22 protein-coding genes and 1 pseudogene are annotated in these 25,429 nt (G+C 51.6%); 20 read left to right on the top strand and 3 right to left on the bottom strand.

Translation table 11 applies throughout. The features are described from left to right. Nucleotides 1-179: 179 nt before the first annotated feature. The 3 genes from MCJ35_RS17730 (at nucleotide 180) to MCJ35_RS17720 (ending at nucleotide 5,469) form a co-directional block, all read left to right on the top strand. Nucleotides 180-1,508 carry a dicarboxylate/amino acid:cation symporter gene (locus tag MCJ35_RS17730; protein WP_025486148.1) on the top strand — a complete coding sequence of 443 codons (1,329 nt, stop codon included), beginning with the start codon at nucleotides 180-182 and terminating at the stop codon, nucleotides 1,506-1,508. Next, nucleotides 1,505-3,862 carry a beta-L-arabinofuranosidase domain-containing protein gene (locus MCJ35_RS17725; protein WP_240299595.1) on the top strand — a complete coding sequence of 786 codons (2,358 nt, stop codon included), beginning with the start codon at nucleotides 1,505-1,507 and terminating at the stop codon, nucleotides 3,860-3,862. The genes MCJ35_RS17730 and MCJ35_RS17725 overlap by 4 nt, the downstream gene beginning before the upstream one ends. Before the next feature lie 263 nt (nucleotides 3,863-4,125). Beyond that, nucleotides 4,126-5,469 (top strand): MATE family efflux transporter, encoded by a 1,344-nt coding sequence (locus MCJ35_RS17720; RefSeq protein WP_034577724.1) that lies wholly within the window; start codon nucleotides 4,126-4,128, stop codon nucleotides 5,467-5,469. Nucleotides 5,470-5,499: 30 nt separating this feature from the next. Here the strand turns inward: MCJ35_RS17720 and MCJ35_RS17715 are convergent, their stop codons facing one another. Beyond that, nucleotides 5,500-6,375: a LysR family transcriptional regulator gene (locus MCJ35_RS17715; RefSeq protein WP_025486150.1), complete on the bottom strand. Its 876-nt coding sequence runs from the start codon at nucleotides 6,373-6,375 to the stop codon at nucleotides 5,500-5,502. Nucleotides 6,376-6,562: 187 nt separating this feature from the next. Between MCJ35_RS17715 and MCJ35_RS17710 the strand changes: the two genes are divergently transcribed. The 17 genes and pseudogenes from MCJ35_RS17710 to MCJ35_RS17630 all read left to right on the top strand — a co-directional run bounded on the left by MCJ35_RS17710 (nucleotide 6,563) and on the right by MCJ35_RS17630 (nucleotide 24,010). Beyond that, entirely contained in the window at nucleotides 6,563-8,338 is a 1,776-nt protein-coding gene (locus tag MCJ35_RS17710; protein ID WP_025486151.1) for an ABC transporter ATP-binding protein, read from the top strand. Further along, nucleotides 8,338-10,278, top strand: coding sequence for an ABC transporter ATP-binding protein (locus tag MCJ35_RS17705; protein ID WP_025486153.1), 1,941 nt, complete (start codon nucleotides 8,338-8,340; stop codon nucleotides 10,276-10,278). The genes MCJ35_RS17710 and MCJ35_RS17705 overlap by 1 nt, the downstream gene beginning before the upstream one ends. A 158-nt stretch (nucleotides 10,279-10,436) precedes the next feature. After that, complete coding sequence (locus MCJ35_RS17700) at nucleotides 10,437-11,567, top strand: hypothetical protein (protein WP_025486154.1); 1,131 nt, start codon at nucleotides 10,437-10,439, stop codon at nucleotides 11,565-11,567. Continuing rightward, complete coding sequence (locus MCJ35_RS17695) at nucleotides 11,564-12,223, top strand: response regulator transcription factor (protein WP_008718843.1); 660 nt, start codon at nucleotides 11,564-11,566, stop codon at nucleotides 12,221-12,223. The genes MCJ35_RS17700 and MCJ35_RS17695 overlap by 4 nt, the downstream gene beginning before the upstream one ends. Further along, on the top strand, nucleotides 12,220-13,629 hold the full coding sequence (locus MCJ35_RS17690) for a sensor histidine kinase (protein WP_025486156.1): 1,410 nt from the start codon (nucleotides 12,220-12,222) through the stop codon (nucleotides 13,627-13,629). Before MCJ35_RS17695 ends, MCJ35_RS17690 begins: the two co-directional genes overlap by 4 nt. A 1-nt stretch (nucleotide 13,630) precedes the next feature. Further along, nucleotides 13,631-14,458, top strand: a complete 828-nt coding sequence (locus tag MCJ35_RS17685) for a hypothetical protein (RefSeq protein WP_025486158.1) — start codon at nucleotides 13,631-13,633, stop codon at nucleotides 14,456-14,458. A gap of 639 nt (nucleotides 14,459-15,097) precedes the next feature. Further along, nucleotides 15,098-15,700 (top strand): annotated as a pseudogene (locus tag MCJ35_RS32180) (polysaccharide deacetylase); the annotation flags it as partial. A gap of 153 nt (nucleotides 15,701-15,853) precedes the next feature. Continuing rightward, complete coding sequence (locus MCJ35_RS17675) at nucleotides 15,854-16,258, top strand: hypothetical protein (RefSeq protein WP_025486161.1); 405 nt, start codon at nucleotides 15,854-15,856, stop codon at nucleotides 16,256-16,258. Further along, the gene (locus MCJ35_RS17670; protein ID WP_025486162.1) at nucleotides 16,258-16,593 is read left to right on the top strand and encodes a hypothetical protein; all 336 of its coding nucleotides are present in this window, start codon (nucleotides 16,258-16,260) and stop codon (nucleotides 16,591-16,593) included. Before MCJ35_RS17675 ends, MCJ35_RS17670 begins: the two co-directional genes overlap by 1 nt. After that, the gene (locus tag MCJ35_RS17665) at nucleotides 16,565-17,383 is read left to right on the top strand and encodes a CheR family methyltransferase (RefSeq protein WP_025486163.1); all 819 of its coding nucleotides are present in this window, start codon (nucleotides 16,565-16,567) and stop codon (nucleotides 17,381-17,383) included. The genes MCJ35_RS17670 and MCJ35_RS17665 overlap by 29 nt, the downstream gene beginning before the upstream one ends. Before the next feature lie 17 nt (nucleotides 17,384-17,400). Next, entirely contained in the window at nucleotides 17,401-17,766 is a 366-nt protein-coding gene (locus MCJ35_RS17660; protein WP_008718835.1) for a response regulator, read from the top strand. 19 nt (nucleotides 17,767-17,785) lie between these two features. Continuing rightward, on the top strand, nucleotides 17,786-19,462 hold the full coding sequence (locus MCJ35_RS17655) for a methyl-accepting chemotaxis protein (RefSeq protein ID WP_025486165.1): 1,677 nt from the start codon (nucleotides 17,786-17,788) through the stop codon (nucleotides 19,460-19,462). Nucleotides 19,463-19,485: 23 nt separating this feature from the next. Continuing rightward, the gene (locus tag MCJ35_RS17650; RefSeq protein WP_025486166.1) at nucleotides 19,486-20,097 is read left to right on the top strand and encodes a chemotaxis protein CheC; all 612 of its coding nucleotides are present in this window, start codon (nucleotides 19,486-19,488) and stop codon (nucleotides 20,095-20,097) included. Nucleotides 20,098-20,101: 4 nt separating this feature from the next. Further along, nucleotides 20,102-20,578, top strand: a complete 477-nt coding sequence (locus MCJ35_RS17645) for a chemotaxis protein CheD (protein ID WP_008718832.1) — start codon at nucleotides 20,102-20,104, stop codon at nucleotides 20,576-20,578. A 23-nt stretch (nucleotides 20,579-20,601) separates the two neighbouring features. After that, nucleotides 20,602-21,540, top strand: a complete 939-nt coding sequence (locus tag MCJ35_RS17640) for a GGDEF domain-containing response regulator (protein ID WP_025486168.1) — start codon at nucleotides 20,602-20,604, stop codon at nucleotides 21,538-21,540. A 15-nt stretch (nucleotides 21,541-21,555) separates the two neighbouring features. After that, entirely contained in the window at nucleotides 21,556-23,592 is a 2,037-nt protein-coding gene (locus tag MCJ35_RS17635) for a chemotaxis protein CheA (protein WP_240299593.1), read from the top strand. After that, nucleotides 23,573-24,010 (top strand): chemotaxis protein CheW, encoded by a 438-nt coding sequence (locus MCJ35_RS17630; RefSeq protein WP_008718829.1) that lies wholly within the window; start codon nucleotides 23,573-23,575, stop codon nucleotides 24,008-24,010. Before MCJ35_RS17635 ends, MCJ35_RS17630 begins: the two co-directional genes overlap by 20 nt. 100 nt (nucleotides 24,011-24,110) lie before the next feature. Here the strand turns inward: MCJ35_RS17630 and MCJ35_RS17625 are convergent, their stop codons facing one another. Together MCJ35_RS17625 and MCJ35_RS17620 are read right to left on the bottom strand one after the other, a co-directional pair. Continuing rightward, on the bottom strand, nucleotides 24,111-24,449 hold the full coding sequence (locus tag MCJ35_RS17625) for a hypothetical protein (protein ID WP_008718828.1): 339 nt from the start codon (nucleotides 24,447-24,449) through the stop codon (nucleotides 24,111-24,113). A gap of 23 nt (nucleotides 24,450-24,472) precedes the next feature. Next, a complete protein-coding gene (locus MCJ35_RS17620) occupies nucleotides 24,473-25,246 on the bottom strand; it encodes an SDR family oxidoreductase (protein WP_008718826.1) in 774 nt (257 codons plus the stop codon). Nucleotides 25,247-25,429 lie beyond the last annotated feature (183 nt).

Here is a 25,429-nt window from a genome sequence, read left to right as displayed (position 1 = left end):
TATTATTTTAACACTTTTTCAGGTAATAAACAATAAATTTATTAATTTTATCATATAAATTGTGTTGATTTTATTATATAAATGGTTCCTTTCCTTTCTTTTTTTCCAGCCCATGTTTTTCTATAATAGGCATATCAGCAATGGGGTGACAAAAAAGAAAATAATAGGAGGGGTTCAGAATGAATGAATCAGGTTCAAGGTTAAGAAACATCTTAAAGAGTTACAGGTTTTCCATTATCCTGTTAACCGGTGTGGTTGCGGGAGCTTTGCTGGGAGTTTTCCTGGGGGAGAAGACGGCTGTACTGCAGCCCTTTGCAGACATTTTCCTGAATATGGTATTCTGTCTTATTGTACCGGTGGTTTTCATTTCCATAGCAAATTCCATTGCCAATATGGGCAATCTGGGTAAGCTGGGAAAGGTATTGGGCGTGTTTTTTGCCGCAATTGTCATAGGCGGGCTGATAACATCCCTGCTGGCTGTCGGGGCGGTCAAGATGTTTGACCCGGCCAAAGGCGTCACGGTAAATCTGGCCGGGGAGATTGACCCGGGCAATACGTCCCTTAACTTTGTAAATATGTTCACGGTAACGGATTTCGTGGACCTGCTGTCCATCAGCAATATGATGGCACTGATTGTATTTGCAATCCTGTTCGGAATCGCAGTTGCCAGCATCGGGGAAAAGGGAAAACCGATCATAAGCCTGTTTTCAGCGCTGAGTGAGGCGTTAGGCAGGATGGTATCCATTGTCATGTATTATGCGCCGGTGGGCATTGCCTGTTATTTTGCAACACTGATTGGCAAGGTCGGAAGCCAGATCATCGGATCCGTTGCCAGGATGTCCGTGATATATGCGGTTTTCTGTATCCTGTTTTTCATTGGTTTTGGCATCATTGTCCCGTTCATCAGCGGGGGAGCGGAAGGCGTGAAACGTTACTGGACCGAAATCTGGCTTCCGGCCACCACGGCCGCAGGCGCCTGCAGCAGTACGGCATGCATCCCTGTCAACCTGCTTGCGGCTAAGAAGATGGGGATTTCCGAGGAAATCAGCAGTCTTGTGATCCCTCTTGGGGCCAGTATGCATAAAAATGGCGTGGTGTCGGTGCAGATTGTCAAGATTGCATTCCTATTCGGTATTTTCCATATGTCCATGGGACCTGGGGAGATTGCAAAGGCAGTGATTGTGGCTCTTCTCAGCGGTATCATCGTGGGGACCATTCCAAGCGGCGGGTTTATCGGCGAGATGTTCATCTGTACCGCGTTCGGGTTCCCCACATCCGTCATACCGATCATTGTCATCATGGGAACGCTGACAGACCCGTTCTGTACCATGAATAACGTGGCTGGCGACCCGGCCCTGGCCATGCTGATTACCAGGGTAATTGAAGGAAAAGACTGGATAAAAGAAAAGGTCCTTGGTGGAATCCAGGAAACCGGGATAAAGGCTGTAAAGGAAAAGGCAGTCAAGGAAAAACCAATGAATGCAAACTGGGAGGAAGCCGCGCAATGAGTGGAAGAACAGATGTAATCCTGCCGGAAGAGGCGGTCCGCCAGGATTTGGCGGATATCTATATTGGCAACCTGAACACAGTGGATACGGATTTGAAACTGCCGTCCAGGGGAAAACGCGGAGCGCGTTTCAGCTGGAAATCACACGAAACTCTTTTCATAAGCCATGACGGAAAAGTGACCAGACCCACTTACGGGGTGGGCAACCGCAAGATCCTCCTTACTGCATCTTCTGCCTATGAAGGAGGTTTGGCGGACCGTACTTTTGAGGCAACGGTGCTGGAGGAACCCAGGAAGGCGTCCATTGTCAGCCTGCGCCCTGTTAAAAGGACGGTGAGGCCAGGGGAACCGGGGGAACTTCCCCCAGTGGTCATTGCAACGGATGACAGGGGAATCCCTACCACGCTTACGGTCAAGTGGGAACCGTTTACCCTTCCGGTATCCGGAAAAACCATACATGTAAAAGGATATGCAGAGGAAACCGGGCTTACTGCGGATGCGCAGATCCTGGTCACGGATCAGCGGGAGGATTCAGGGCCTGCCAGGATATCTGCAGGCGAGGTGCCGGCCGGTTCCGTGCGGCTGTCAGAAGGAACCAGGTTCTGGGACGCCCAGGAGCGGATGATCCGCTGGCTGCTGTCCGTGGACGATGACCAGATGCTGTACAACTTCCGCAGCGCGGCAGGGCTGGATGTGCGGGGCGCAGGGCCGATGACGGGCTGGGATGCGCCGGAGTGCAACCTGAAAGGCCATACCACCGGGCATTACCTATCCGGGCTGGCCCTGGCCTGCAGTGTCCACGGCCAGCCGGAGCTGAAGGACAAAATCAACTATATGGTAAATGCCCTGGCAGAGTGCCAGAAGGCACTGGAAGCAAAGGGCTGCGCCAAAGGGTTCCTAAGCGCCTATTCAGAGCAGCAGTTTGACCTTCTGGAGGTATATACAAGGTATCCGGAGATATGGGCGCCCTACTATACCCTGGATAAGATAATGTCAGGATTATATGACTGCTATTGCCTGGCCGGGAGCAAGGAAGCGTTCCATCTGCTTACAGGGCTGGGGGACTGGGTCTATGGACGTCTGTCCAGGCTTTCCAGGGCACAGCTGGATAAGATGTGGTCCATGTACATCGCAGGGGAATTCGGCGGCATGATTTCCGTCATGGTCCGCCTGTACCGGGAAACCGGGGATGGAAGGTACCGCAGGGCGGCCCTGTTCTTCCGCAATGAGAAGCTGTTTTATCCCATGGAGGAAAATGTTGATACTTTAAAGGATATGCATGCCAACCAGCACATCCCCCAGGCCATCGGCGCACTGGAGCTGTACAAAGCAGGAGGCGGGAAACGCTACCTTGCTATTGCAAGGAATTTCTGGCAGATGGTGGTCCGTTCCCATGAATACAGCATTGGCGGAGTGGGCGAGACGGAGATGTTCCATGAGCCGGGCGATATCGCCCATTATATGACGGATAAATCCGCGGAAAGCTGCGCCAGCTATAACCTGATGCGTCTGACCTTCGGCCTGTTCGGGCTTTCGCCGGACAGCCGTAAGATGGATTATTATGAAAATGTCCTCTACAACCATATCCTGTCCTCTGCCAGCCACAAGGCGGACGGGGGAACCACCTACTTCATGCCGGTGCGTCCGGGCGGGCGGAAGGAATTCAATACCTCTGAGAACACCTGCTGCCACGGCACTGGGCTGGAAAGCCGGTTCCGTTACATCAGGAACATATACGCGGCAGGGGAAGATAAGAAAGAAGTGTACGTGAACCTCTATATTCCTTCGGAACTGGATATGGAGGATGGGTGGAAACTGAAACTGGAGGAGGACGCCCGGACACAGGGCGGGTATAGGATTACCTTCAATGGGCCAAAGGACGGCGGGGAAAGGACCGTGGCCCTGAGGATTCCCTGCTGGGCCGGGGAGGACTGGGATATCCGGATCCACACCGTGCATCCGGAAGGCGCAGAGGCAGACGGGCTGGCAAAAACGGATGCGGTTACAGAGGCCTCCCAAGGCTTCACGGTGGATTCCGACGGATATGTAAGGATCCGCCGCCAGTGGATGCCGGATGACCGGATGGAAATCAGCCTGCCATTCCGGTTCAGAAAACTGCCTGCGCCGGATGGCAGCGGTTATTCCAGCATTGCATATGGTCCATATATCCTGGCTGCGCTGAATGACAGTGAGGAATACCTGCCCTGCCCGGATGTGGATAGGTGGAATGACCAGATGGCCAGGGAAGTTTTCCGTGACGGGGTCCGGGAATTTGTGGCGGACGGGATGAAATGGATGCCCCTGGCAGATGTGGATGAGGAGAGGTATCATATCTACTTTGCGGATAAACAGTAAAGACAGCAGGTTAATCCGGCGGCCCGGCATGGGGGGCAGGCGTCACGGTAAGGTATGACAAGATGGTATGGATATATATCATCAGCTGTCATAGCAGCAAGATATGGCTAAGATATGGCACAGAAGGATTGAAGACAGCACTGTTTTCAATCCTTTTCTGTTTTTACATTGAAATATGCCGCCGGATTCAATATAATTAGCTGGGACACGTATGCCAATCACTTTCTGTCAGCCAAGGATACGCGTACCTGGGAGGATACCACGTGACAAAGGATAAATTTCTAAGACGCTTTTTTGCACTCTATATCGTACTGGTTTTACAGAATGTCATCAGCCTGGCCGTGAATCTGGCTGACAACATCATGCTGGGGGCGTACAGTGAACAGGCCCTGGCAGGGGCGGCGGCTGTGAACCAGGTACAGTTTGTATATCAGCAGCTGCTGACCGCAATGGGGGACGGGCTTGTGATTTTCTGCAGCCAGTACTGGGGAAAGCGGCAGACAGGGCCAATGAAGAAAATTGCAGTGACCGCCATGCATGCCGCCCTGGCCCTGGCCGTCATACTGACAGCGGCGGCAAGCCTGTATCCGTACCGGGTGGTTTCCATCTTTACAACAGATGCGGGAATCATACAGGAGGGGATGCGGTATCTCGGTATCATCCGTTTTACCTACCTGTTTTTTGCAGTTACACAGATACTTCTTGCCACACTGCGCAGCATTGAGATGGTGAAGGTGGCATTTTACCTGTCCATATCCACATTCTGCATTAACTGCGGCATCAACTATGTCCTGATTTACGGAAGGTTCGGGGCGCCGGAGATGGGGACCGCGGGGGCTGCGGTCGGGACCCTGACAGCCAGGATCATTGAAGTGCTGATCCTCGTCCTTTACATTGCCAAAAAGGAAAGGACCATCCACTTAAGGCCCGGGGATTACCTGCACCAGGACGTGACGCTGGGAAAGGATTATTTCAGGGTATGTCTTCCCATGCTGTTCGTCCAGGGGCTTTGGGGCGTAAACACCGCGCTTCAGACCGTAATCCTGGGACACATGGCAAGCAATGCAATCGCTGCCAACAGCGTGGCCTCCACCCTGTTCCTGCTGGTCAAATCCATGGCCGTGGGCGCCTCCTCCTCGGCATCCGTCCTGATTGGGCAGGCCATAGGAAGGGGGAACCTTGCCCAGACAAAGGCGTATGCCCTGCGGCTCCAGAAAATATTCGTGCTGATTGGAATTGTATCCGGGTTCATCCTGTTCTTTATCAGGATACCTGTCCTTGGCCTGTACGACTTATCCGATGAGACAAGGGACATGGCCAACGCCTTCCTGATTATACTGAGCGTGGTATGCGTGGGCATGTCCTATCAGATGCCCACCAATAACGGCATCATCCGGGGCGGCGGCAATGCCATGTTTGTGGTGAAGATGGATCTGGTGAGTATCTGGATGATTGTGCTGCCGCTGTCATTTTACATGGCCTTTGTGGTGAAGGCATCTCCTGTAATCGTTGTGTGCTGCCTGAATGCGGACCAGATATTTAAATGCATACCGGCCTTTTTAGAGGTGAACTATGGGAACTGGATACGGAAGCTGACCAGGGACTAAGGATTGGTGCGCCATACATGCGGATGGTTCCTAAAAACCGCCTTCTGTATCCATCAGGCGTATGAATTCCTTTAACACCGGATTACCCTTCAGACTCTTATAATACATACCAAAATGAATCGGGGACAGATCCTCCACCGGTATATACACCAGCCCGTCCTGGGCGCACCGGGGATAGGCAGGAAGCAGGGAACATCCAAGCCCTGCCTTTACCATGGCTAATATACTTTCATAGCTGTCCACAAAATAAAGCTCTGACGGATGGCAGGAAGATGAGATGCGTATCTGGGACTGGAGTATGGGCTGGGGCAGTCTCTGAGGGTCACAGAGGACCAGCGGCCCAACCAGATCCTCCGCGCAGAGTGTGGTCCGTCCGGTGAAGGGGTGATTGGCCGGGCACACACAGCATACGTTTAGCCCGCCCAGTTCATGGTATATGCCGATGGGCTTTTTCTGGTCATCATACTGGAACCCGAACATGACATGGATCCGTTCCTCTTCCAGCAGGTTTGCCATGGATTTAAAAGGAATCAGCTTAACGGAAGGATGAAGTGTGGGGAAATGCTTCACCAGCCGGCTGATGATGGGAGGAAGCAGATCAAGCTCGGACTGGTTGTGACAGCCAATGGTCAGATAAAGCAGGTCGCAGGCATCTGACCGCAGTCTTTTTTTTGCCCCGGAGGCGATTTTTATAATACTGGAGGCATCCTCGATGAACATAAGCCCGGCTTCGGTCAGGCTTACATTTTTGCTGGTCCGTATAAATAATCTGGAGCCCAGTTCATCCTCCAGGGATGTAATCTGATGGCTGACAGCCGGCTGCGTTATCTTCAGGGAGTTGGCTGCCTTGGAAAAGTTCAGGTATTCTGCCACTGCTAAAAAACATTCTAATTGCACCGTATTCATGATTTTCTCCTGCATAAATCCACAATAAAAAATAAATATGATAAATAACGATAAAAGATTTTTATAGATTATAACATTTTTGAATTTTACATTCAAGGAAATATGAGGTATAAAATATAAGTACCGTAATTGTTAGCTAGTTAATTAATTATACACCCCAATAAGGGAAAAGGAGATGAAAGAAAATATGGGAACAATATTCAGCCAGTTGAAACAATATAAAAAGGATTCCATCCTGACGCCGCTGTTTACGGCCCTGGAGGTAATCATGGAGGTCATGCTGCCGTTCATAACGGCATTGATTATTGATGAGGGCATACAGGGGGGAAATATGAAAAAGGTATGGACTTACGGCGGTATCATGGTCATCATGGCGTTTATCAGTCTTTTTGCAGGCGCCATGGCAGGAAAATATGCGGCCAGCGCATCCTCAGGCCTGGCCTGCAACCTGAGGAAAGGCATCTATGATAAGGTGCAGACATTTTCCTTTGCAAACATAGACAAATTCAGTACGGCCGGACTGGTGACCCGTATGACCACGGATGTGACCAATATCCAGAACGCATATCAGATGTGTATCCGTATCGCCGTGCGTTCGCCCCTGATGCTGTTGTGCAGCATGGGCATGTCATTTATGATAAATGCCAGGCTGAGCATGATATTCCTGGCAGCCATCCTGTTCCTGGGATGTATCCTGGGATGCATCATGTTGGCAGCCAGGAAAACATTCGACGTTGTTTTCCAGAAGTACGATGACCTGAATGCCGGCGTACAGGAAAATGTATCCGGCATCCGTGTGGTCAAGGCTTATGTGAGGGAGGAATATGAGAACCGGAAATTTACCGCGGCTGCAAAGAAGCTTTGCCGTCTGTTTGTAAAAGCAGAGGGAATACTGGCATTCAATAACCCTGTCATGATGCTGGCGGTTTACTGCTGTATCCTGTCTGTATCCTGGTTCGGCGCCCATTACATCGTGGCCGGAACCATGAGCACCGGCGAGCTGACTTCCCTGTTCAGTTACATCATGTCCATCATGATGTCCCTGATGATGCTGTCCATGATATTTGTCATGATAACCATGAGTTCAGCCAGCGTTAAGAGGATTGAGGAGGTGTTCAAGGAAGAACCGGAAATCAGGAACCCGGAAAATCCGGCAGAAGAAGTAAGGGACGGCAGCATTGACTTTAATAATGTAAGCTTTTCCTACAAAAAGGGAAGCGGCAGGCAGGTCCTTTCAGACATCCGGCTCCACATAAAATCCGGTGAAACCCTTGGCATCATAGGCGGCACAGGAAGCGGGAAATCCAGCCTGGCAAACCTGGTGAGCCGGCTTTATGACGTAAGTGAAGGCTCTGTCTGTGTGGGCGGCCGGGATGTACGGGAATATGATCTGGAGGCGCTCAGGGATGCAGTGGCGGTGGTCCTTCAGAAGAACGTACTGTTCTCAGGCACCATCCTGGATAACCTGCGCTGGGGCAATGCCCATGCTACGGAGGAAGAATGCAGGCAGGCGTGTGAGGCGGCCTGTGCGGATGAGTTTATTGAACGGCTCCCCAAAAAGTATGATACGTACCTGGAACGCGGCGGGACCAATGTGTCCGGCGGCCAGAAACAGCGCCTGTGCATTGCCAGGGCATTGCTTAAGAATCCCCAAATACTGATTCTGGACGATTCCACAAGCGCAGTGGACACGGCTACGGATGCCAGGATCAGGTCTGCCTTTGAAACCGCCATACCAGGAACCACGAAAATCATCATTGCCCAGCGCATATCAAGCGTGCAGCATGCAGACCACATCCTGGTGCTGGATGATGGACGGATGAATGGTTACGGCACCCATGAGGAACTGCTGGAAACAAACGGAATATATAAGGAAATATATGAATCCCAGAACAAGGGAGGGGGAGATTTTGACCAGTCCCAGGCGGATTCCGGCCAGCCGGGAGAGGAGGAAGTTGCATGATGGATAAGAAAAAAACAGGCAGGGCAGACGAATCCCTGAAGATATTAAAACGCGTAATCGGATACATGGTATCCAATTATAAAGGGGCCTCAGCTGCTGTGCTGGCATGTATCATTGTTTCGGCGGCAGCTACTTTAAAGGGCATGATGTTCATACAGTCCCTTGTTGACGACTATATACAGCCGCTGCTGGCGCAGGCAGTAAAAGGAAGGGCGGCAGGAAATACCCAGGCAGCAGGAACCGTGCTCCGGGAACTGGACTTTGCACCTTTATTTACCGCCCTGTGCGGGCTGGCCGCGCTTTACCTGATTGGCGTCATCACCGCTTACGCATATAACAGGATCATGGTTACCGTAAGCCAGGGCACCATGGAACGGCTGAGGGAAGAACTGTTCAGGAAAATGGAATCCCTTCCCATCCGGTATTTTGACACCCATGCCCATGGCGATATCATGTCGGTATATACCAATGATGTGGATACCCTGCGCCAGCTCATGAGCCAGAGCGTGCCCCAGGTGGTTAACTCAGCTGTTACCCTGGCGGCCACGGCCATCTCCATGCTGGTACTGAATATACCTCTGTCCTTCATGACATTTGCAATGGCATCTGTCATGCTCCTTGTGACCAGAAAACTTTCAGGAATGTCGGCCGCCCACTTTGGCCGGCAGCAAAAAGACCTGGGAACCGTGGATGGATTCATAGAGGAAATGATGGACGGGCAGAAGGTGGTAAAGGTATTCTGCCATGAGGAACAGTCAAAGGAGGACTTTGACAGCCTCAATGAACAGTTAAGGGATAGCGCGGACAAGGCCAACCGCTACGCGAACCTTCTGATGCCGGTCAATGCCAACATCGGTAACCTGAGCTATGTGCTGTGTGCGGCAGCAGGCGCCCTGCTGGCCCTGAATGGTATTGGGGGGATTACCATTGGAACCATCATTGCATTTGTGGGGCTGAACAAGAATTTCACCCAGCCCATTACCCAGATCAGCCAGCAGATGAACTCAGTGGTCATGGCCGCGGCAGGCGCGGCCCGCGTATTTGAACTGCTGGATGAAGAACCTGAAAAGGACGATGGGTATGTTGAATTTGTAAATGTCATGGAAAATCAGGACGGAACCCTTAAGGAAACCAAAGAGCGCACCGGAGTATGGGCCTGGAAGCATCCCCATAGGGCGGAGGGGACTGTCACCTATAAGAAGATGGAAGGCAGTGTTGTATTTGACGGGGTGGATTTTGGATATGATGATTCCAAGATGGTGCTGCGCGACATAAAGATGTTTGCAGAGCCCGGACAGAAGATTGCATTCGTGGGTTCCACCGGGGCAGGTAAGACAACCATTACCAATCTGATCAACCGTTTCTATGATATCCAGGACGGTAAGATCCGGTATGATGGAATTAACATAAATAAGATCAGGAAACCGGCCCTTAGACGTTCGTTGGGGATTGTGCTGCAGGATACCCATCTTTTCACGGGAACTGTAATGGACAATATCCGCTATGGCAAGCTGGATGCCACGGATGAGGAGTGTGTGAATGCGGCCAGGCTGGCCAATGCAGACAGCTTCATACGCCGTCTGCCTGATGGTTACGAAACCGTACTGACCGGGGACGGAGGCAGCTTAAGCCAGGGGCAGAGACAGCTCCTTGCCATTGCCAGGGCAGCAGTGGCTGACCCGCCTGTGCTGATTCTGGACGAAGCCACTTCCTCCATTGACACCAGGACCGAATCCCTGGTCCAGGCAGGCATGGATGCCCTTATGAAAGGAAGGACCACATTCGTCATTGCCCACCGGCTGTCAACTATCCGCAATTCTGACTGTATCATGGTGATGGAACAGGGAAGGATCATTGAGCGGGGGTCACATGATGAGCTGATTGGGAGGAAAGGGAGATATTATCAGTTGTATACCGGGAATTTTGCGGAGGCTTGTTAGGCAGGGCGTAAGTCAATGACCATATCTGGTTGAAATATCATTCTATTTGCGATACTATTAATTAGGATGCGGGATAGCATGGGGGTAATTGTGTGGTCCTGAGTTGTTTTTGGTTGCCAAAAGCCTGATTTTTACAAGGGAGAAGTGGAGGGATACGTTTGATTTTCAGAAAGAATAAGCTTTTGCCTGCCCTCCTGATTCTTTCGTTGTCTGTGGCGGTATTGGACAGCCGTGCGTTTGGGGCCGGGAGAACGGCGGATATCCCATCCTCCCGGGAATACCAGGATTACTGCCGCCGTTTTGAATCCATAGACGTTAAGGGTGACATAGGGCCTGCGGGTTTTCAGATAATTGAAGACCAGATATTCCCAGTGGAGTTAAAGGGGCACGGGGAGGTTTCCTTCATCCCTGCCTACGATACACAGTACCGCCGGCTGGCCCTGTTCTTTGCAGGGCAGGACGGACGGCTGGTGTTTAAGACGGACCGGCTGGAGACCAACAGCCAGCGCAGGGGCAGTCTTGGCCAGCCCAATGAATGGCTGGCAGCGGTTTCCTTCCAGGACATGGATAACGATGGCCTGTCCGACATTGTCCTCATCACGGCTTGCAGCTATGGGGATGCGGACCAGCCTGTTAATCCGGAAGCGCCGGCGTCCGCCGGTTCCGGCATTTACAAAGTGGGCGATGTACTGTTCCAGAAGAACGGGGCATTTTACAGGGACTACAGGCTGTCGGACCAGCTTAACCGCTTTGGCATGAATAAGAGCATCCGGTTCATCACATCTTTTATAAGGGATGGGTATTCCACGGAATTCCTGTACACGGCAGCCACCCAGAAGGAACTTCTGGACAATGGCTTTGAGATTGCCGCGGACCAGTATTATCCCAGGCAGTTTGAGAAGCTGGGCCGCCTTTTTGTGGTGCCTGGCACCTACCGCATGGCGGAATATACCGTGTTCATGATTTATCTGGTCAATGAACAGGGATATATTGTATGGAGCTTCCAGCCCATGGGGGATTATGAGAATCTTTACGGGCTTAAGGGAATCAGCTGCCAGGACATTGACGGCGACGGACTGAAGGATATCATGGTGCTGGCCAGCTACAGCTATGAGGGAAGCGGCGGACAGTCCGTGGTGGAAAGCGGGTATTCGGTCTATTACCAGAGGACGGCTGGTTTTTATGAGGATACGGATATCAAACAGACGGTAAAATGCAGCGATACCGACACCATGTCTGAATTGGTGGAGCGTGCGCGCGCATATTGGGGGTGGAAAACAGGGCAATGATAAGAATACTGATAGTGGATGATGAGAAACCGATCTGTGATCTGATTGATATGAACCTGAGTGCAAGCGGTTACCAGTGCGCTGCGGTCCAGGACGGGATTGCGGCGCTTAAGATGATTGAAGAAGAGGCATTTGACCTGATCCTTTTAGATATCATGCTGCCGGGAGCCGATGGCTATGACATCATGGAATACATACGTCCCCTTGGGATTCCTGTAATCTTCATCACGGCAAAGCACGAGGTGAAGGACAGGGTAAAGGGACTGCGGCTGGGCGCGGATGATTATCTGGTGAAGCCATTTGACGTGGTGGAACTTACGGCCAGGGTTGAGGCGGTCTTGAGGCGGTATAATAAGACAGAACACCTGTTAAGCGCCGGGGATGTGACCGTGGATGTGGAGGCGCGGATGGTTACCAAGGCGGGAAGGCCGGTGGTGCTGACCAATAAGGAATTTGGCCTTTTGGTCCTCTTCATACGGAATAAGAATGTTGCCCTTTTCAGGGAAACCCTTTATGAAAAGGTATGGGAAGGAGAATACTCCGGGGACAGCCGTACCCTGGATCTGCATGTCCAGAGGCTGAGAAGGAAGCTTGGCTGGGAAAACAGCCTGGTGGCAGTCTATAAAGTGGGATACCGCTTAGAGGTATCAGGATGAAATTTTCACTGAAACTGCTGTTATGCACCATGATTGTAATGGCCCTTGGCTTTGGCTTCAGCGGATTCTATTTTGTGAATTATGTGTTTGAGACAGCGATGGACAGGGAAGTGGCACAGGCGCTGGATGACAACAGCATCCTGCGGTTTGCATTTGAGACCGCGGCCCTGAATGTGCCGGCCAAATATGATGTCCTGCAGGATAACACGATTAGCGAGATTGCCTCCAATCTGGAAACAGGGGGACACAGCGCCAGACGGATGCTGCGCCTTTCTGATGAGCAGAAGCAGGTCCTGTATGCCAGCATCGGTTTTGACGCTGACAACAAAAGCCTGGACCAGACAGCCTCCGGCACCAAGACCTACCGGGTCATAAAGCTGGATGGCGGCTACTACATACAGGCAGGCACGATGGTCAATGCACTGGACCGGGCGCTCTACCTGGAGACCTTAAGGGATGTATCGGATGTGTTCCGGGAACGGGCCCTGGGCTTTTCCGTCTACCGCCAGGTGACCGTTGCCATGCTGGTATGCGGCACCTTCATCATGCATCTGATATCCTCCTGGCTGACCAGGCCCATCCGCCTCCTGACCCGTGCCACCAAGCGCATGGCGTCCGGGGATTACCATTACCGTGCCAGGAAGGTCAGCAGCGATGAACTGGGGCAGCTGACATCGGACTTTAACCAGATGGCCAATGCGCTGGAGGACAACATCGGGAAGCTGGAGGACGAGATACAGGCAAGGGAGGACTTTGTGGCTGCATTTGCCCACGAACTGAAAACGCCGCTGACCTCCATTATCGGATATGCGGACATGCTGCGCTCCCGCAAGCTGGATGAGGAAAAGCAGTTCATGTCGGCCAACTATATCTATACGGAAGGTAAAAGGCTGGAAACCATGTCCTTCCGTCTGCTGGACATCATGGTCACCCGGCGCAGCGAAGTGGAATTTACCGTGGTTTCTGCAGAATCCCTGTTTGTTTATCTTTACGATATGTATGTGCTGAATAAGAGCGCGAAAATATATTTCAACTACGATGAAGGATTTGTGTGGGCAGAGGCAAACCTGATTAAATCCGTACTCATGAACCTTCTTGACAATGCCTGCAAGGCATCGGAGGCAGACGGCCTCATTGAAGTCTATGGCCGTCTTCAGAAGGACGGGTACCGGTTTGAAGTAAAGGACTATGGGGTAGGAATCCCCAAGGAGGAACAGCACAAAATCACAAAGGCATTTTACATGGTGGATAAGTCCCGATCAAGAAGCAGGAACGGGGCAGGACTTGGGCTGGCCCTGTGCGCGGAAATCCTTCTTCTGCATGGAAGCCGTCTGGAGATAGAAAGTGAACCGGGGAAAGGCACCTGCATGGGCTTTGTGCTTCCGGCCCGTCCGGAGGAGGGATGAGATGAGAAAGATAATGACAAACCTGCTCCTGATCCTGTTTACCGTCCTTGTCATGGCCCTGTCCATAGCTGGTCCTGAACTGTTTGCCAGGTACCGGGACCGGTCGGTGCTGGGTACGGTGCACCAGGTGGATGCCCAGGAGGAAGGGGAGGGGTACCGTTATACCTTAAGCCGCGGTGAGAAGCTCTATATCCTGTCGGAAAGCCTGAGCAGCCAGGTATTGCCTGAAAGCGAACAGTATGCAGTCACCAGAAGCAATACGGAAGCGGGATATGGGGAGCTGGAAGGGAATTATGCATTTGTTGTAAACCACAGAGGGCCTTCCGGTGAAGAAATCACGGATGCCCAGATATACGGCACCTGCAACCAGGGACTGGCGGCGCTGAAAGAGCTTGGCATACTGCCGGATACGGTAAAGGATGTGGATGCAGGGACGTATGACGCGGTCCTCTACTCTGCCATTGATGTGCTGGAGCCGCGCAATAACGTAGCGGTATGGAAGATGGAAATGTCAAACATCCAGAAGAATGCGGACAAGGAAAACCATCTGATAAACGCATACATTGATGCGGATGATGGGAAAATGTACGAGTTTTACGTCAGGACCCCGCGCCGCTGGGAGGAAATGGACCCGGACAGGATAATGGAAACCTGGTGCAGCTACATGGGGCTTTTGCAGCCCCAGCCCTATGAGGAGGCCAACCCATTGATGGAGACCACTCCTTATTTTAAGAAATATGCATGCCCTGGCCCGGCAGGGGAGACGACCATTGTCACCGTGGGATTCTATGAAGGAATCAATGAATTCTTTTTGAAAATATCCAAATGATGCAACTATGATGCAAAAATGATGGTATTATGATGCCGCTCCTGTGTAAGATGGATGGTGTCCCGCAGAAGGATGGGCTGTGGGGCATGGGTATGGGATTATCCTGTACCTGCTTTCCACTTACACAGGAGTTTTTGCATGAAAGGGGCAGCCATTATGTACAGAAGATATCCATACCCCGGTAAACGGAGATGGAAAAGAAGGCGCAGGAAAAGTCTGATGGACATCCTGTTTACCGCGTCAACCGCGGCGGCGGGCATTCTGTCTGTCCTGGCGGTGCTCCTTGCCGTCCGGCCGGAGTTCCCGGGAATTGACAGGCTCATTGGGAACAGCATGGTGTCGGAAGGAGCAACCGGGGAGAAGGGTGGAAATGACGGATTCATGGTATATCCGGTTCCCTTGGCTGGGGATGTCCTGCAGATAGTGACAGGGTATCTATACCAGGCTGGAAATCCAGGCAGTGTACTGAAGCCGGATATAACCCAGGCAGTCCCAGGCGTTCCATCCGTCCCGGCCCCCCTATCCGCCTCGGGTAATACCAACACGCCGGATACCCTATCCACCCCGGATGGTTCCACCACCTTGGACAGTTCCATCACCCCGGACACCCCATCCGTCCCGGACGATGTCCTCCCCCAGAAGGTCATGTATCTGACCTTTGACGACGGCCCGTCGGAAGAGAATACAAACGCGGTCCTGGACGTACTGAAAAACCGGAATATAAAGGCAACATTTTTCGTGGTGGGGGAAAATGTCCTGAAGCATCCGGAGACAGCCCAAAGGATAGTGGCGGAGGGGCATACCATAGGAATCCACTGTTACAGGCATGATTATGAAGCCCTTTATGAGAGTGTGGACAGCTATCTGGAGGACTTTGACAAGGCCTACAGGGCTGTTTTGGAGGTAACGGGGGAGAAGGCAAGGCTGTACCGTTTCCCCGGAGGAAGCATTAATTCGCATAACCGGGAAGTTTACAGTGATATCATAGCAGCCATGGACGCCAGGGGATTCATCTATTTTGACTGGAATGCCAGCCTGGATGACGCCCTCAGGAAATCCAGCCCTGAGGAACTGCTTGACAATGCTAAAAAGACCATGATGGGAAGGCGGAAGGTGGTCCTTCTGGGCCATGATATCGTCCACAGCACATCCCTCTGTCTGGACCAGCTGATAAGCCAGTTCCCGGAATACCGTATGGAACCCCTGACGCCGGAGGTGGAGCCTGTGCGGTTCAGGCCATAAAATTCAATCTGGAAATGTTACAGAATCAGGAAAAATCATGCTCCTGGTTCTTTTTCTGTACTTTCAATATAGTAAATCTCTTCCATATATGTTAGAATATAAACAATATGTTAAGAAGGAATGTTAACTAAAAAGCTTGGAAAGGAGAATGGTATGAATGGTCTGACAGAGTCATACATGCTCTTTTTTTTGTCCGGGTTTCATTTTCTTCTTCCCCTTGAATGGATAGGCCGGGTTTCTGCGGCAGATGAAGCGGACCCGGAACTGCCGGAAGCCGTATTGACCGGATTGCCGGAGGGACAGGACAGCAGGCCCTATATGGTGACTGTGGAATGCGGGGAACGAAAGGCTGGCATTCGGGCTGAAGGGATAACCGGGCTTGTGCAGGTTTTAAAGGAGCAGATATGGGAACTGCCCGGGGAAGTTAAGAGCCAGATGAACCGGTACATAAGCGCCATGGCGCTTCTTGACGGAACGGAGGGCGGGAGGATACTGGCATATGTGCTGGAACCGGCTGGTTTCCAGACTGCTTTGCGTGATGAAAGAGGTGTTGATTAATGGATTTTGTGATTGTCCGGGATGGATTAAGGGAGATATATGTGGAAAAGGGCTGTATTAAGGAAATCATCCTCAATCCCCGTGTATATGGGGTGCCGGGAGCGCCACAGGATATCCTGGGCATCCTGTTCCATGAAGACATGCCGGTGGTTATCCGCCGCATAGGGGACGGGGAGCCTGTCTGCGCGGTCATCATGAATGGACAGCAGGAATCCCGCTGGGGAATTGCAGGAGAACCGGCAGGAGAGGAATCCATCCATTCAGAAGGACTGGTTCATGTGATGCCGGGAATATGGGAGAAGTGTAGTGATAAGACTGAACAACAGGGAGTTTGAAGAGATTGTATCATATATACGGTCAAATTACGGAATCAACCTGGAAAAGAAACAGGTGCTGATTGAATGCAGGATGGCCAGGGAGATGGAGAAAAGAGGGCTCACCTCTTTTACCCAGTATATGGAACAGATGAGGAATGACAGGTCAGGTGAGATGGCGGGTGAGATGATTAACCGCATCACCACTAATTATACATATTTCATGCGGGAGCCGGCCCATTTTTCCGCGCTGTATAATGATATCCTGCCGGACCTGTTTGAGGACCGCGGCATGGGAATCTGCAATATATGGAGCGCAGGGTGTTCCACCGGGGAAGAGGTTTATTCCGTAGCCATGCTGGTCCAGGATTACAGGGAAAGGGGCGCAAGGATGCCGGGAATCCGGATAACGGCCACGGATATTTCCGGGGAAGCCCTGAAAAAAGCAGAAGAGGGGATATACCCGCTGAAGGAGCTGGAAAGCCTGCCCGGACCATGGCAGCGCAAATACTGCCATGTGCGGGACGGGAATACATTTGCCGTGGATGAACGGCTCCGGTATAATATCCGTTTCAGGCGGCATAACCTGATGGAGCAGCCTCCGGGAGCGGATAAGTATGACCTGATATTGTGCCGGAATGTGATGATTTATTTTGACAGGCAGTCCAGGGGACGGCTTATACGGCAGCTGGAACAGTGCCTGAAGCCGGGCGGATACCTGCTGGTAGGGCACGCGGAACTGCTGGCAGCGGATGAGACAGGGCTGAAAGCCGTATATCCCGCGGTTTACAAAAATATAAAAACAAGGTAGAAACAGAGGGTGGTTAGATGGATAAAAAAATTCTGATAGTGGATGACGCAATGTTCATGAGAAGTATGATCCGCAGGATCCTGAAACAAAACGGATATGAGGATGTGGCGGAAGCCCAGGATGGGGAGCAGGCCCTTGACCTGTTTCGCAGGATCCACCCTGACCTGGTGCTGCTTGACATTACCATGCCCGGAAAGTCGGGGCTTGAGGTGCTTGAGGAAATGATAGGCATGGATCCGGGGGCAAAGGTTATCATGTGTTCCGCGGTCGGACAGGATACGATGATCCAGAAGGCGGTGCTTGCAGGGGCATTGGATTTTATAGTGAAGCCGTTTAAGCCGGAAGAATTCAGCAAGGTTGTGAACTGCTACTTAAAACAATAAGAATGTGGGGAAGCATAAGATGAGAGAACGGTTCAGGAACTATAAGACAGGAAAGAAAATGATTTTGGCATTCATGCTTATCATCCTCTTATATATCATCACGGTTGCCATGGCGCTGTCTAACATCGAGACCATATCATCACGGATGGAAACCCTGTACAATAACCAGTTTGCCAATGTGCAGTCTTCCCTTAGGATGATAGCAAACCTCCGGGCAGTGGAACGGAATATAGCCGTACTGTCAGCCACGGAGGATATGGTGGATGAAAAGGAATATCTGAATAAGACAAAGGAGCTGATTGCCAGCGAGGAAGTGTCGTTGGCGGAACTGACCACCGGTTATATCAGCGCTCCGGAGAAGGTAAAGGAACTTCAGGCGGAGTTTGACAAGCTGTCCGTTGAGCGGGAAGCCGTGATGGCGCTTCTGGAATCAGGAAAGGATGAGGAAGTCCTGGATGCATATATAAGCAGGTATCTTCCGCAGGCTAACATCGTGAGGAACGTCCTCAACGATGTCGTGGATATTTCCGTTGCCGATGCAGAAAACAGCCTGGCGGCAGGACATGAGGACAACCATCATATCATGTTCATGCTCATAACGCTGTCCCTGGTTTGTATAGTGATTACGGTTTTTGTCTGCATACTCATAACAAGGAATATTGTCCGTCCCGTCAATGAGGTTAAGAAGGCGGCCAATACCATATCCAACGGCAGGCTGGACATTGACCTTAAGTACCGGTCCAAGGATGAACTTGGACAGCTGGCAGATGATATACGCCACACGGCCAGGGCACTGTCCGGTTATATTTCCGAGGTGGAGCGGGGCCTGACAGCTCTTGGGAACGGCCAGCTGGGTTATAAGGCGTCAACGGAATTTAAGGGGGACTTTGTTGCCATCGGCAATGGCCTTAAGGAAATCGGAGGCCTGCTGCGCCAGTCCCTGCAGCAGATCAACAACAGCGCTGAGCAGGTATCACTGAGCGCTGAGCAGGTGTCCAACAATGCCCAGGCCCTGGCCCAGGGGGCTTCGGAACAGGCTGGTTCCGTGGAGGAACTGGCAGTGAGCATCAACGAGATTGCAGACAGTGTGAAGCAGAATGCGGACAGTGCAGTGGCTTCAAGCCAGCTTGCAGCTTCCGTGGGACATGGACTGGAGGCCTGCGATGCCCAGATGGCAGCCCTGATGGAATCCATCGGACAGGTAAAGAAGAACTCGGGAGAGATTACAGAGATAGTAAGCCAGATTGAAGATATCGCTTTTCAGACTAATATATTGGCGCTCAATGCTTCTGTGGAGGCTGCGAGGGCAGGGGAGGCAGGCAGGGGCTTTGCCGTGGTGGCAGAGGAAGTACGGCGCCTGGCGACAAAGGCAGCAGGGGCATCCAAGCTTACGGCGGAACTGGTTGAGAAGAATTCGGATGCGGCCAGGAACGGCGTGGACGCGGTGAACATAACGGCCCGCACCTTAAAGGAATCTGTGGAAGGCGCCCGCAGGGTGAACCGGAAAATGGATCAGATTTCAGAGGTGTCCGTACAGCAGGCAGAGGCCATTGCACAGGTCCGGAAGAGCGTGGAGCTTATCTCAGAGATTGTCCAGGGGAATTCCGCAACCTCGGAAGAAAGCGCTGCCGCAAGCGAAGAACTTTCAGCCCAGGCCCAGATTCTTAAGGAACTGGTAGGGAAGTTCGAATTATAGGAATGATAAAGAGAGGTATGATAATGGACCATTACAGGGAGATGGACGAGATATCAAGGGATATACTGAGGGAAATCGGCAATGTGGGCGCAGGCAACGCGGTAACCTCCCTTGCACAGATGATGGAGCAGCCCGTCGAACTTGAGGTGCCGGTCCTGAGGATCATGGGATACCAGGATGTATATGATATATTGGAAAGGCCCGATGAGCCCCAGACAGGAATCCTTGTGGAGGTCACCGGACAGCTGAAAGGAATCTTCCTTTTCCTGCTCAGCGAAACATTTACAAAATCAGTGCTCAGCGCAATCCTTGGACAGGGAGAGCGGGACCTCATGGCATTGGATGACATGGAGCGGTCGCTTATCTGCGAGATGGGTAATATCATGTGCGGTTCTTATATCAGGGCCTTGTCCCGGTTCATGAACATGGAAATGGATGTATCGGTCCCGGAACTGTGCATTGATATGGGCGGCGCCATCCTCAGCTATCCCATGACCAGGTGGGTGATTGCGGGCGATGACATACTGCTGATAGAGAATATGTTCCATATGTCGGGCAGGGCATTTAAGGGAACAATCCTGTTTCTTCCGGAGCAGGAAGATTTGGGTAAAATGCTGCATAGGCTCAGGGAGTAATGACATGGATAAGATTATTGTAGGGATTGCAGAAGGAAAAATTGCAAAAGGAGACCAGGTGCTGGTTTCTTATGCCCTTGGGTCCTGTGTGGGGGTCTGCCTTTATGACTGGCAGGAACACATAGCGGGCATGGCCCATGTCATCCTGCCCTGCACGGAGTATGCTGCAGATAAAACGAACCTGTATAAGTTTGCGGACCAGGGCGTACGTGAACTGATACGGGAAATGGAGCGCCACGGAGCCAGGAAGGGCAGGATGACAGCCAAGATTGCAGGAGGCGCCAGGATGTTTGAAACATCCGGGAATACCATGGATATCGGCCAGAGGAATGTGGAGGCAGTAAGATGCAGCCTGGAGCAGGAGGGCATTAAGCTGACGGCCCAGGACACAGGAAGAAACTATGGCAGGACCATTTCCTTTCACGCAGGGGATGGGACGCTTAAAATAAGTACGGTAAGGCATGCGGATATCATGCTTTAAAACCAGGAGGTAGGTTTATGTATATGGAAAATGACGGCAGACAGACCGTGCTGATTGTGGATGACAGCCTTTTAATCTGCAATCAGATAAGACTGGCACTGAAGGAGGAAGACATCAATATCTGTGAAGCGCATACGGGCCAGGAGGCAGTGGAGCAGATAAAACAGCATCAGCCGGATTTAATCCTTTTAGATGTGGTACTGCCGGATGCAGACGGTTACGAGCTTTACGGTACACTTAAGGAGGCGGACCAGAAAAATGCGGTCATTATTTTCCTGACCTCCAAATCCAGTGATGAGGATGTGGTCAGGGGATTCTCTGTGGGTGCATGTGATTATATCAAGAAACCATTTGTGAAGGCGGAGCTGCAGTCCAGGATCCACGCCCACCTTCTTCAGAAAAAGCAGAAGGACGAACTGGACCGCCAGAACAGGGAGCTGCGCAACAGCATGGAGAAACTGAACTACATGGCTTACAGGGATGGGCTTACAGGACTGTATAACCGCCGCTATGTTGTGGGCGATTTACTGGAGGACATGCGAAGCTGTGGAAAAGAGGCGGTGGAAACCGTGTTTGCCATGGTGGACATTGATGATTTTAAGCGCGTAAATGATACATATGGCCATGATGCAGGGGATATGGCCCTTGTGTGCATTGCCAATATCCTGGAAAGCAACTGCCGCGAACACAGGGTGGTCCGCTGGGGCGGGGAGGAATTCCTCATCATCCTGTTCAATGTCACGGTGGATGAGGCATTTGACATCTGTGAAAGAATCCGCAGGCAGGTGGAACAGTTTGTGGTCCCTTATGGAAAAGAGTGGTTTTCCTGCACCATAACCCTGGGGCTTCATGTATTCAAACCGCATGAGGCGTTGGAAGAATGCATAAGCTGTGCGGATAAAGCATTGTATTACGGCAAAAGGAACGGTAAGAACCAGAGCGTCTGGTTTGAGGATTTATAATGGATGGAGCATATTATGGGATATTTTGATTCGGATGCCCGGGAAATGCTGGAGGTTTATCTTCTTGAGACAAGGCAGCTCAACAGCCAGATGGCAGATATCCTTTTAGAAGCTGAACGGACCGGGTACTTTGGCGAGGATGATATTCGCAGCATTTTCAGGGTCATGCATACAATAAAAAGTTCCTCTGCCATGATGGGGCTTGGAGGTCTGTCCTCCATGGCCCATAAGCTGGAGGATCTGTTCTCCTATTACAGGGAGCATCCGGAACGGCTGGAAGCCCCGGATTCCAGTCTGTTTGACCTGCTGTTTTCCGCCTCTGATTTTATTGAGCAGGAGCTGGAACAGATGACCCGGGCGGAATATTCCCCACGGGATACATCGGATATAGAAAAAAAGACCGATGCATTTCTGAACCTATTAAATAATATACAGCAGGAAGAAGTGTTACAGGAATCGGCGGGGAAGGAAGAAACGGAGGAACTGCCCCAGCTGCCGGAGATATTCCAATCAAAAAGCGGTATCGTGGCCAATGTGACCCTGGAGGAAGGATGCCGTATGGAGAACATCCGGGCATTCATGCTGGTCCGGTCCATATCCGGTCTCTGTTCCCTGATTGAGACCTATCCTGAGAACCTGGAAAGTCCGGGGGAAAGCGCGGAATATATCGGGAAGCACGGCCTATACATCCGCTTTGAGGCCAATGATAAGGAAGCGGTCCTGGATACCCTGGAAAAAGGACTTTTCGTGGCACGGTGCAGGGTGGTGGCGGACAGCCGCGCCGCGGATACCGTGAAGCAGAAGGATGGGGAAGAGAGGGAGACACAGGAAAACGGGGATAAGGAATCCCTGGAGGGGGATTTCATGGAGGTGCGGACCGAACGTCTGGACCTCCTACAGAACATTGCAGCGGAGCTGCTGCTTCATATGCAGACTTTGGAGACAGAACTTGGCAGGCGCGGGCTGGATGAAATTGAAAGTGGGACGGCCCATCAGATCAGCCTTCTGGTCAGCCAGATTGAACGCTCCGTCATGGAAATGCGGCTTGTGCCGGTTGCCAGGATACTGCCAAAACTGAAGCGGGCCCTGCGGGACATCTGCCGCGACCAGAAAAAGGAAGCAGAGCTGGTCGTGCGCTGTGCGGATGTGGAAGCTGATAAAAGCGTTGTGGACTATGTGTCGGAAGCGCTTCTGCATATTGTGCGCAATGCCGTGGATCACGGGATAGAACCTCCTGAGCAGAGGGAGGCAGCCGGAAAGGACAGAAAAGGTAAGATAACCTTTACGGCTGAGAATACGGCAGGTGAACTGCGGCTGACCATCAGCGATGACGGACAGGGAATTGATGAGGATAAGGTCCGGGAAAAGGCAAGGGAAAAGAGCCTGATGGACGGAAGCCAGGAAGAAAGTGACTTCCAGAAAATCAGGGACGTCCTGCTGGTACCCGGTTTCTCAACCAATGAAACAGTAACCGAATATTCCGGCCGCGGAGTGGGATTGGACGTGGTCAAGAACATCATGGACGAGGTGGGCGGCAACCTGTACATCAAAAGCAAAAAAGGCGAGGGAAGCGCCTTTACCATTGCGGTCCCCTTAAACCTGGCCTCCATGGAATGCGTCAGGTTTAAGGTGGGGGACTACCGCTTTTCCCTGCCTGCCCGTCATGTATACCGTTTCCTTGACTACAACACGGTAAAGGATACGACCCGTGAAATCAGCGGGCGGGATTATATCCTGTATGAGGACAGGCTGGTGCCCCTTGTGGACCTGCGATGCTTCTATTCCCTTCCGGGGCACACACCGGAACGGGCTGTACTTGTTTACGTAAAAGGGGCTGAACAGGAAGGGTGCATCATCATGGATTCCATTTACGGACAGAAGCGGATTGTAATCAAGGCGCTTCCGCCATTATTTGGAAACGGATTCAGGGGAAGGACTGGAATCTGCGGCTGCAGTATCATGGGAAGCGGCCATGTCTGTGCGGCCCTGGACACGGAGATAATCATTGACCTGTACCAGAAGGAGGGGAAAAATGCCGTCAGAAAACACTAAGACCGTACTCTGCATACCCGGAAGGAACAGGAGGTGCGCAATCGAATTCCCCTATATCAAGGAGATATGCAAGGACATGGTGATGTCCCCCATCCCCTGCCTGCCCGCGTATTTTGCCGGGGTCTGCAACTACAAGGGAACCATTGTCCCAATTGCGTATCTGGAGGAGCCTGGGCTTCCTAAGGAAGGGGAAGAACAAAAGAATATCATCGTCATCCTTCAATATCAAAAATACAGCTTCGGAATCCTTACGGACCAGGAACCGTTCCTGACAGAAGCAACCCCGGACAACCAGATTAAAGGCCCGGAGAAATCCGAGACAGGACTCTGGATGGAAAAAGAATACTACATGTGCCAGGACGGACTTTATTTCCTTCTGGACCTGGAGGGAACCGTTAAGAAAATGGTACAGAAATGAGATATAATAACAAAATAAAATGGAAATGGAATCCGGCTTCTGACTGAACCGGGGCAGGGGACACGTGTATTACGTCTGTCCCCTGCCCATGGATTCCCGCCTACAGCGGATAAATATTCAGCCTCTTAATCTTCCCCTTTTCATCCACCTCTGAAAGAAACGCGGTCACCGGGACAACGTGCTCATGATAGGTGATGAAGTACCATACGGTATTGTCATCCACGTATTTCACGCTGTGGATTGGGAAGGGTCCGCCGTTAAAACCGAATTTGTGGTGGAACATCATTTCCACGGCCATCCTGCCTTCCAGGTGGATGGTATCCATGCCGGCCTTGTATACGGAAGAGTCGTGAAGGACCCCGTATTCATTGAATAAATCAGCCAGGGCGGTTTCATCCCCCTTCTGCATACAGTCAATGTATTGTTCTAATATTGTCATATAATTATCCTCCTCACTTACAATTAGAAACGTTCTGAGCGCAGCAGTGCGTCAATGCCTCCGTCCACGAACAGGATGACGCCGTTAATGCCGCTGGCCATGGGGGATGCAAGGAAGACGATGCCGTTGGCAATCTCTTCCGCGTCCAGGAATTCCTTTCTGCCGTAGCGGGTCGGAATGGGAATCAATAAGGCGGCGTCCATCTGGGCATCGGTCATGTTCTGGGTCATGGGAGTGGTGGTGTTGCCCGGGGCAACGGAGTTGATGCGCAGCCCGTCCACTGCCCAGGATGGGGATATACGGCGGACCCAGCGCGCCAAAGCGTGCTTGGATGAGCTATAGCAGGAAGCAGTCTGGGTGCGGGGGATGTCCTTGACAAATTCCAGGATCCGTTCCTCGTCCATTACATTGGACAGCATATCCACCCAGTCCATGCGCACGGTCATGTTGGTAATGGAGTTGGATGAGGTGATGACACAGTTTCCGCGTTTTTTCTTTAACAAGGGGCGCAGGGCTTCCGCAATCCGCACGCTTGCGAAAAAGTTCAGTGCGAATATCATCTGGGGCGGCGCCGTGGGTCCCACGCCTGCGTTGCAGATCAGGACGTCAATCCCATCGGGGTATCGCCTGAAAACCTCGTCAATGGCGCCCTGGCGGCCCTCCTGCGTGGAAAGGTCGGCCAGGTAGTCGCCGCCTTTAAAGTCAATATTGAACACCTCGTGTCCCTGTGCCTGAAGCAGCTTGCGGGTTGCAGCGCCGATGCCTGTGGTACCGCCTGTTATAACATATGTACTCAATGAAATACCTCCTTTACCGTTTCTTTGCTAAATAAATAACAGTAATTATTATTATTGAATATAAAAACCATATCATTGGCAGAAGTATTTGTCAATTTAATTAAATAAATAACAAAGTCTTTCAAATTGCGTATTTTGCATTACAGGGGGAGGATGGAATGATTTTTCCAAACACGTCCGGCC

Origin of the sequence: Enterocloster sp. OA13 (assembly GCF_022440595.1) — a bacterium.
GTDB classification, from domain to species: domain Bacteria; phylum Bacillota; class Clostridia; order Lachnospirales; family Lachnospiraceae; genus Enterocloster; species Enterocloster hominis.
This window is presented reverse-complemented; position numbering and strand designations above follow the sequence as displayed.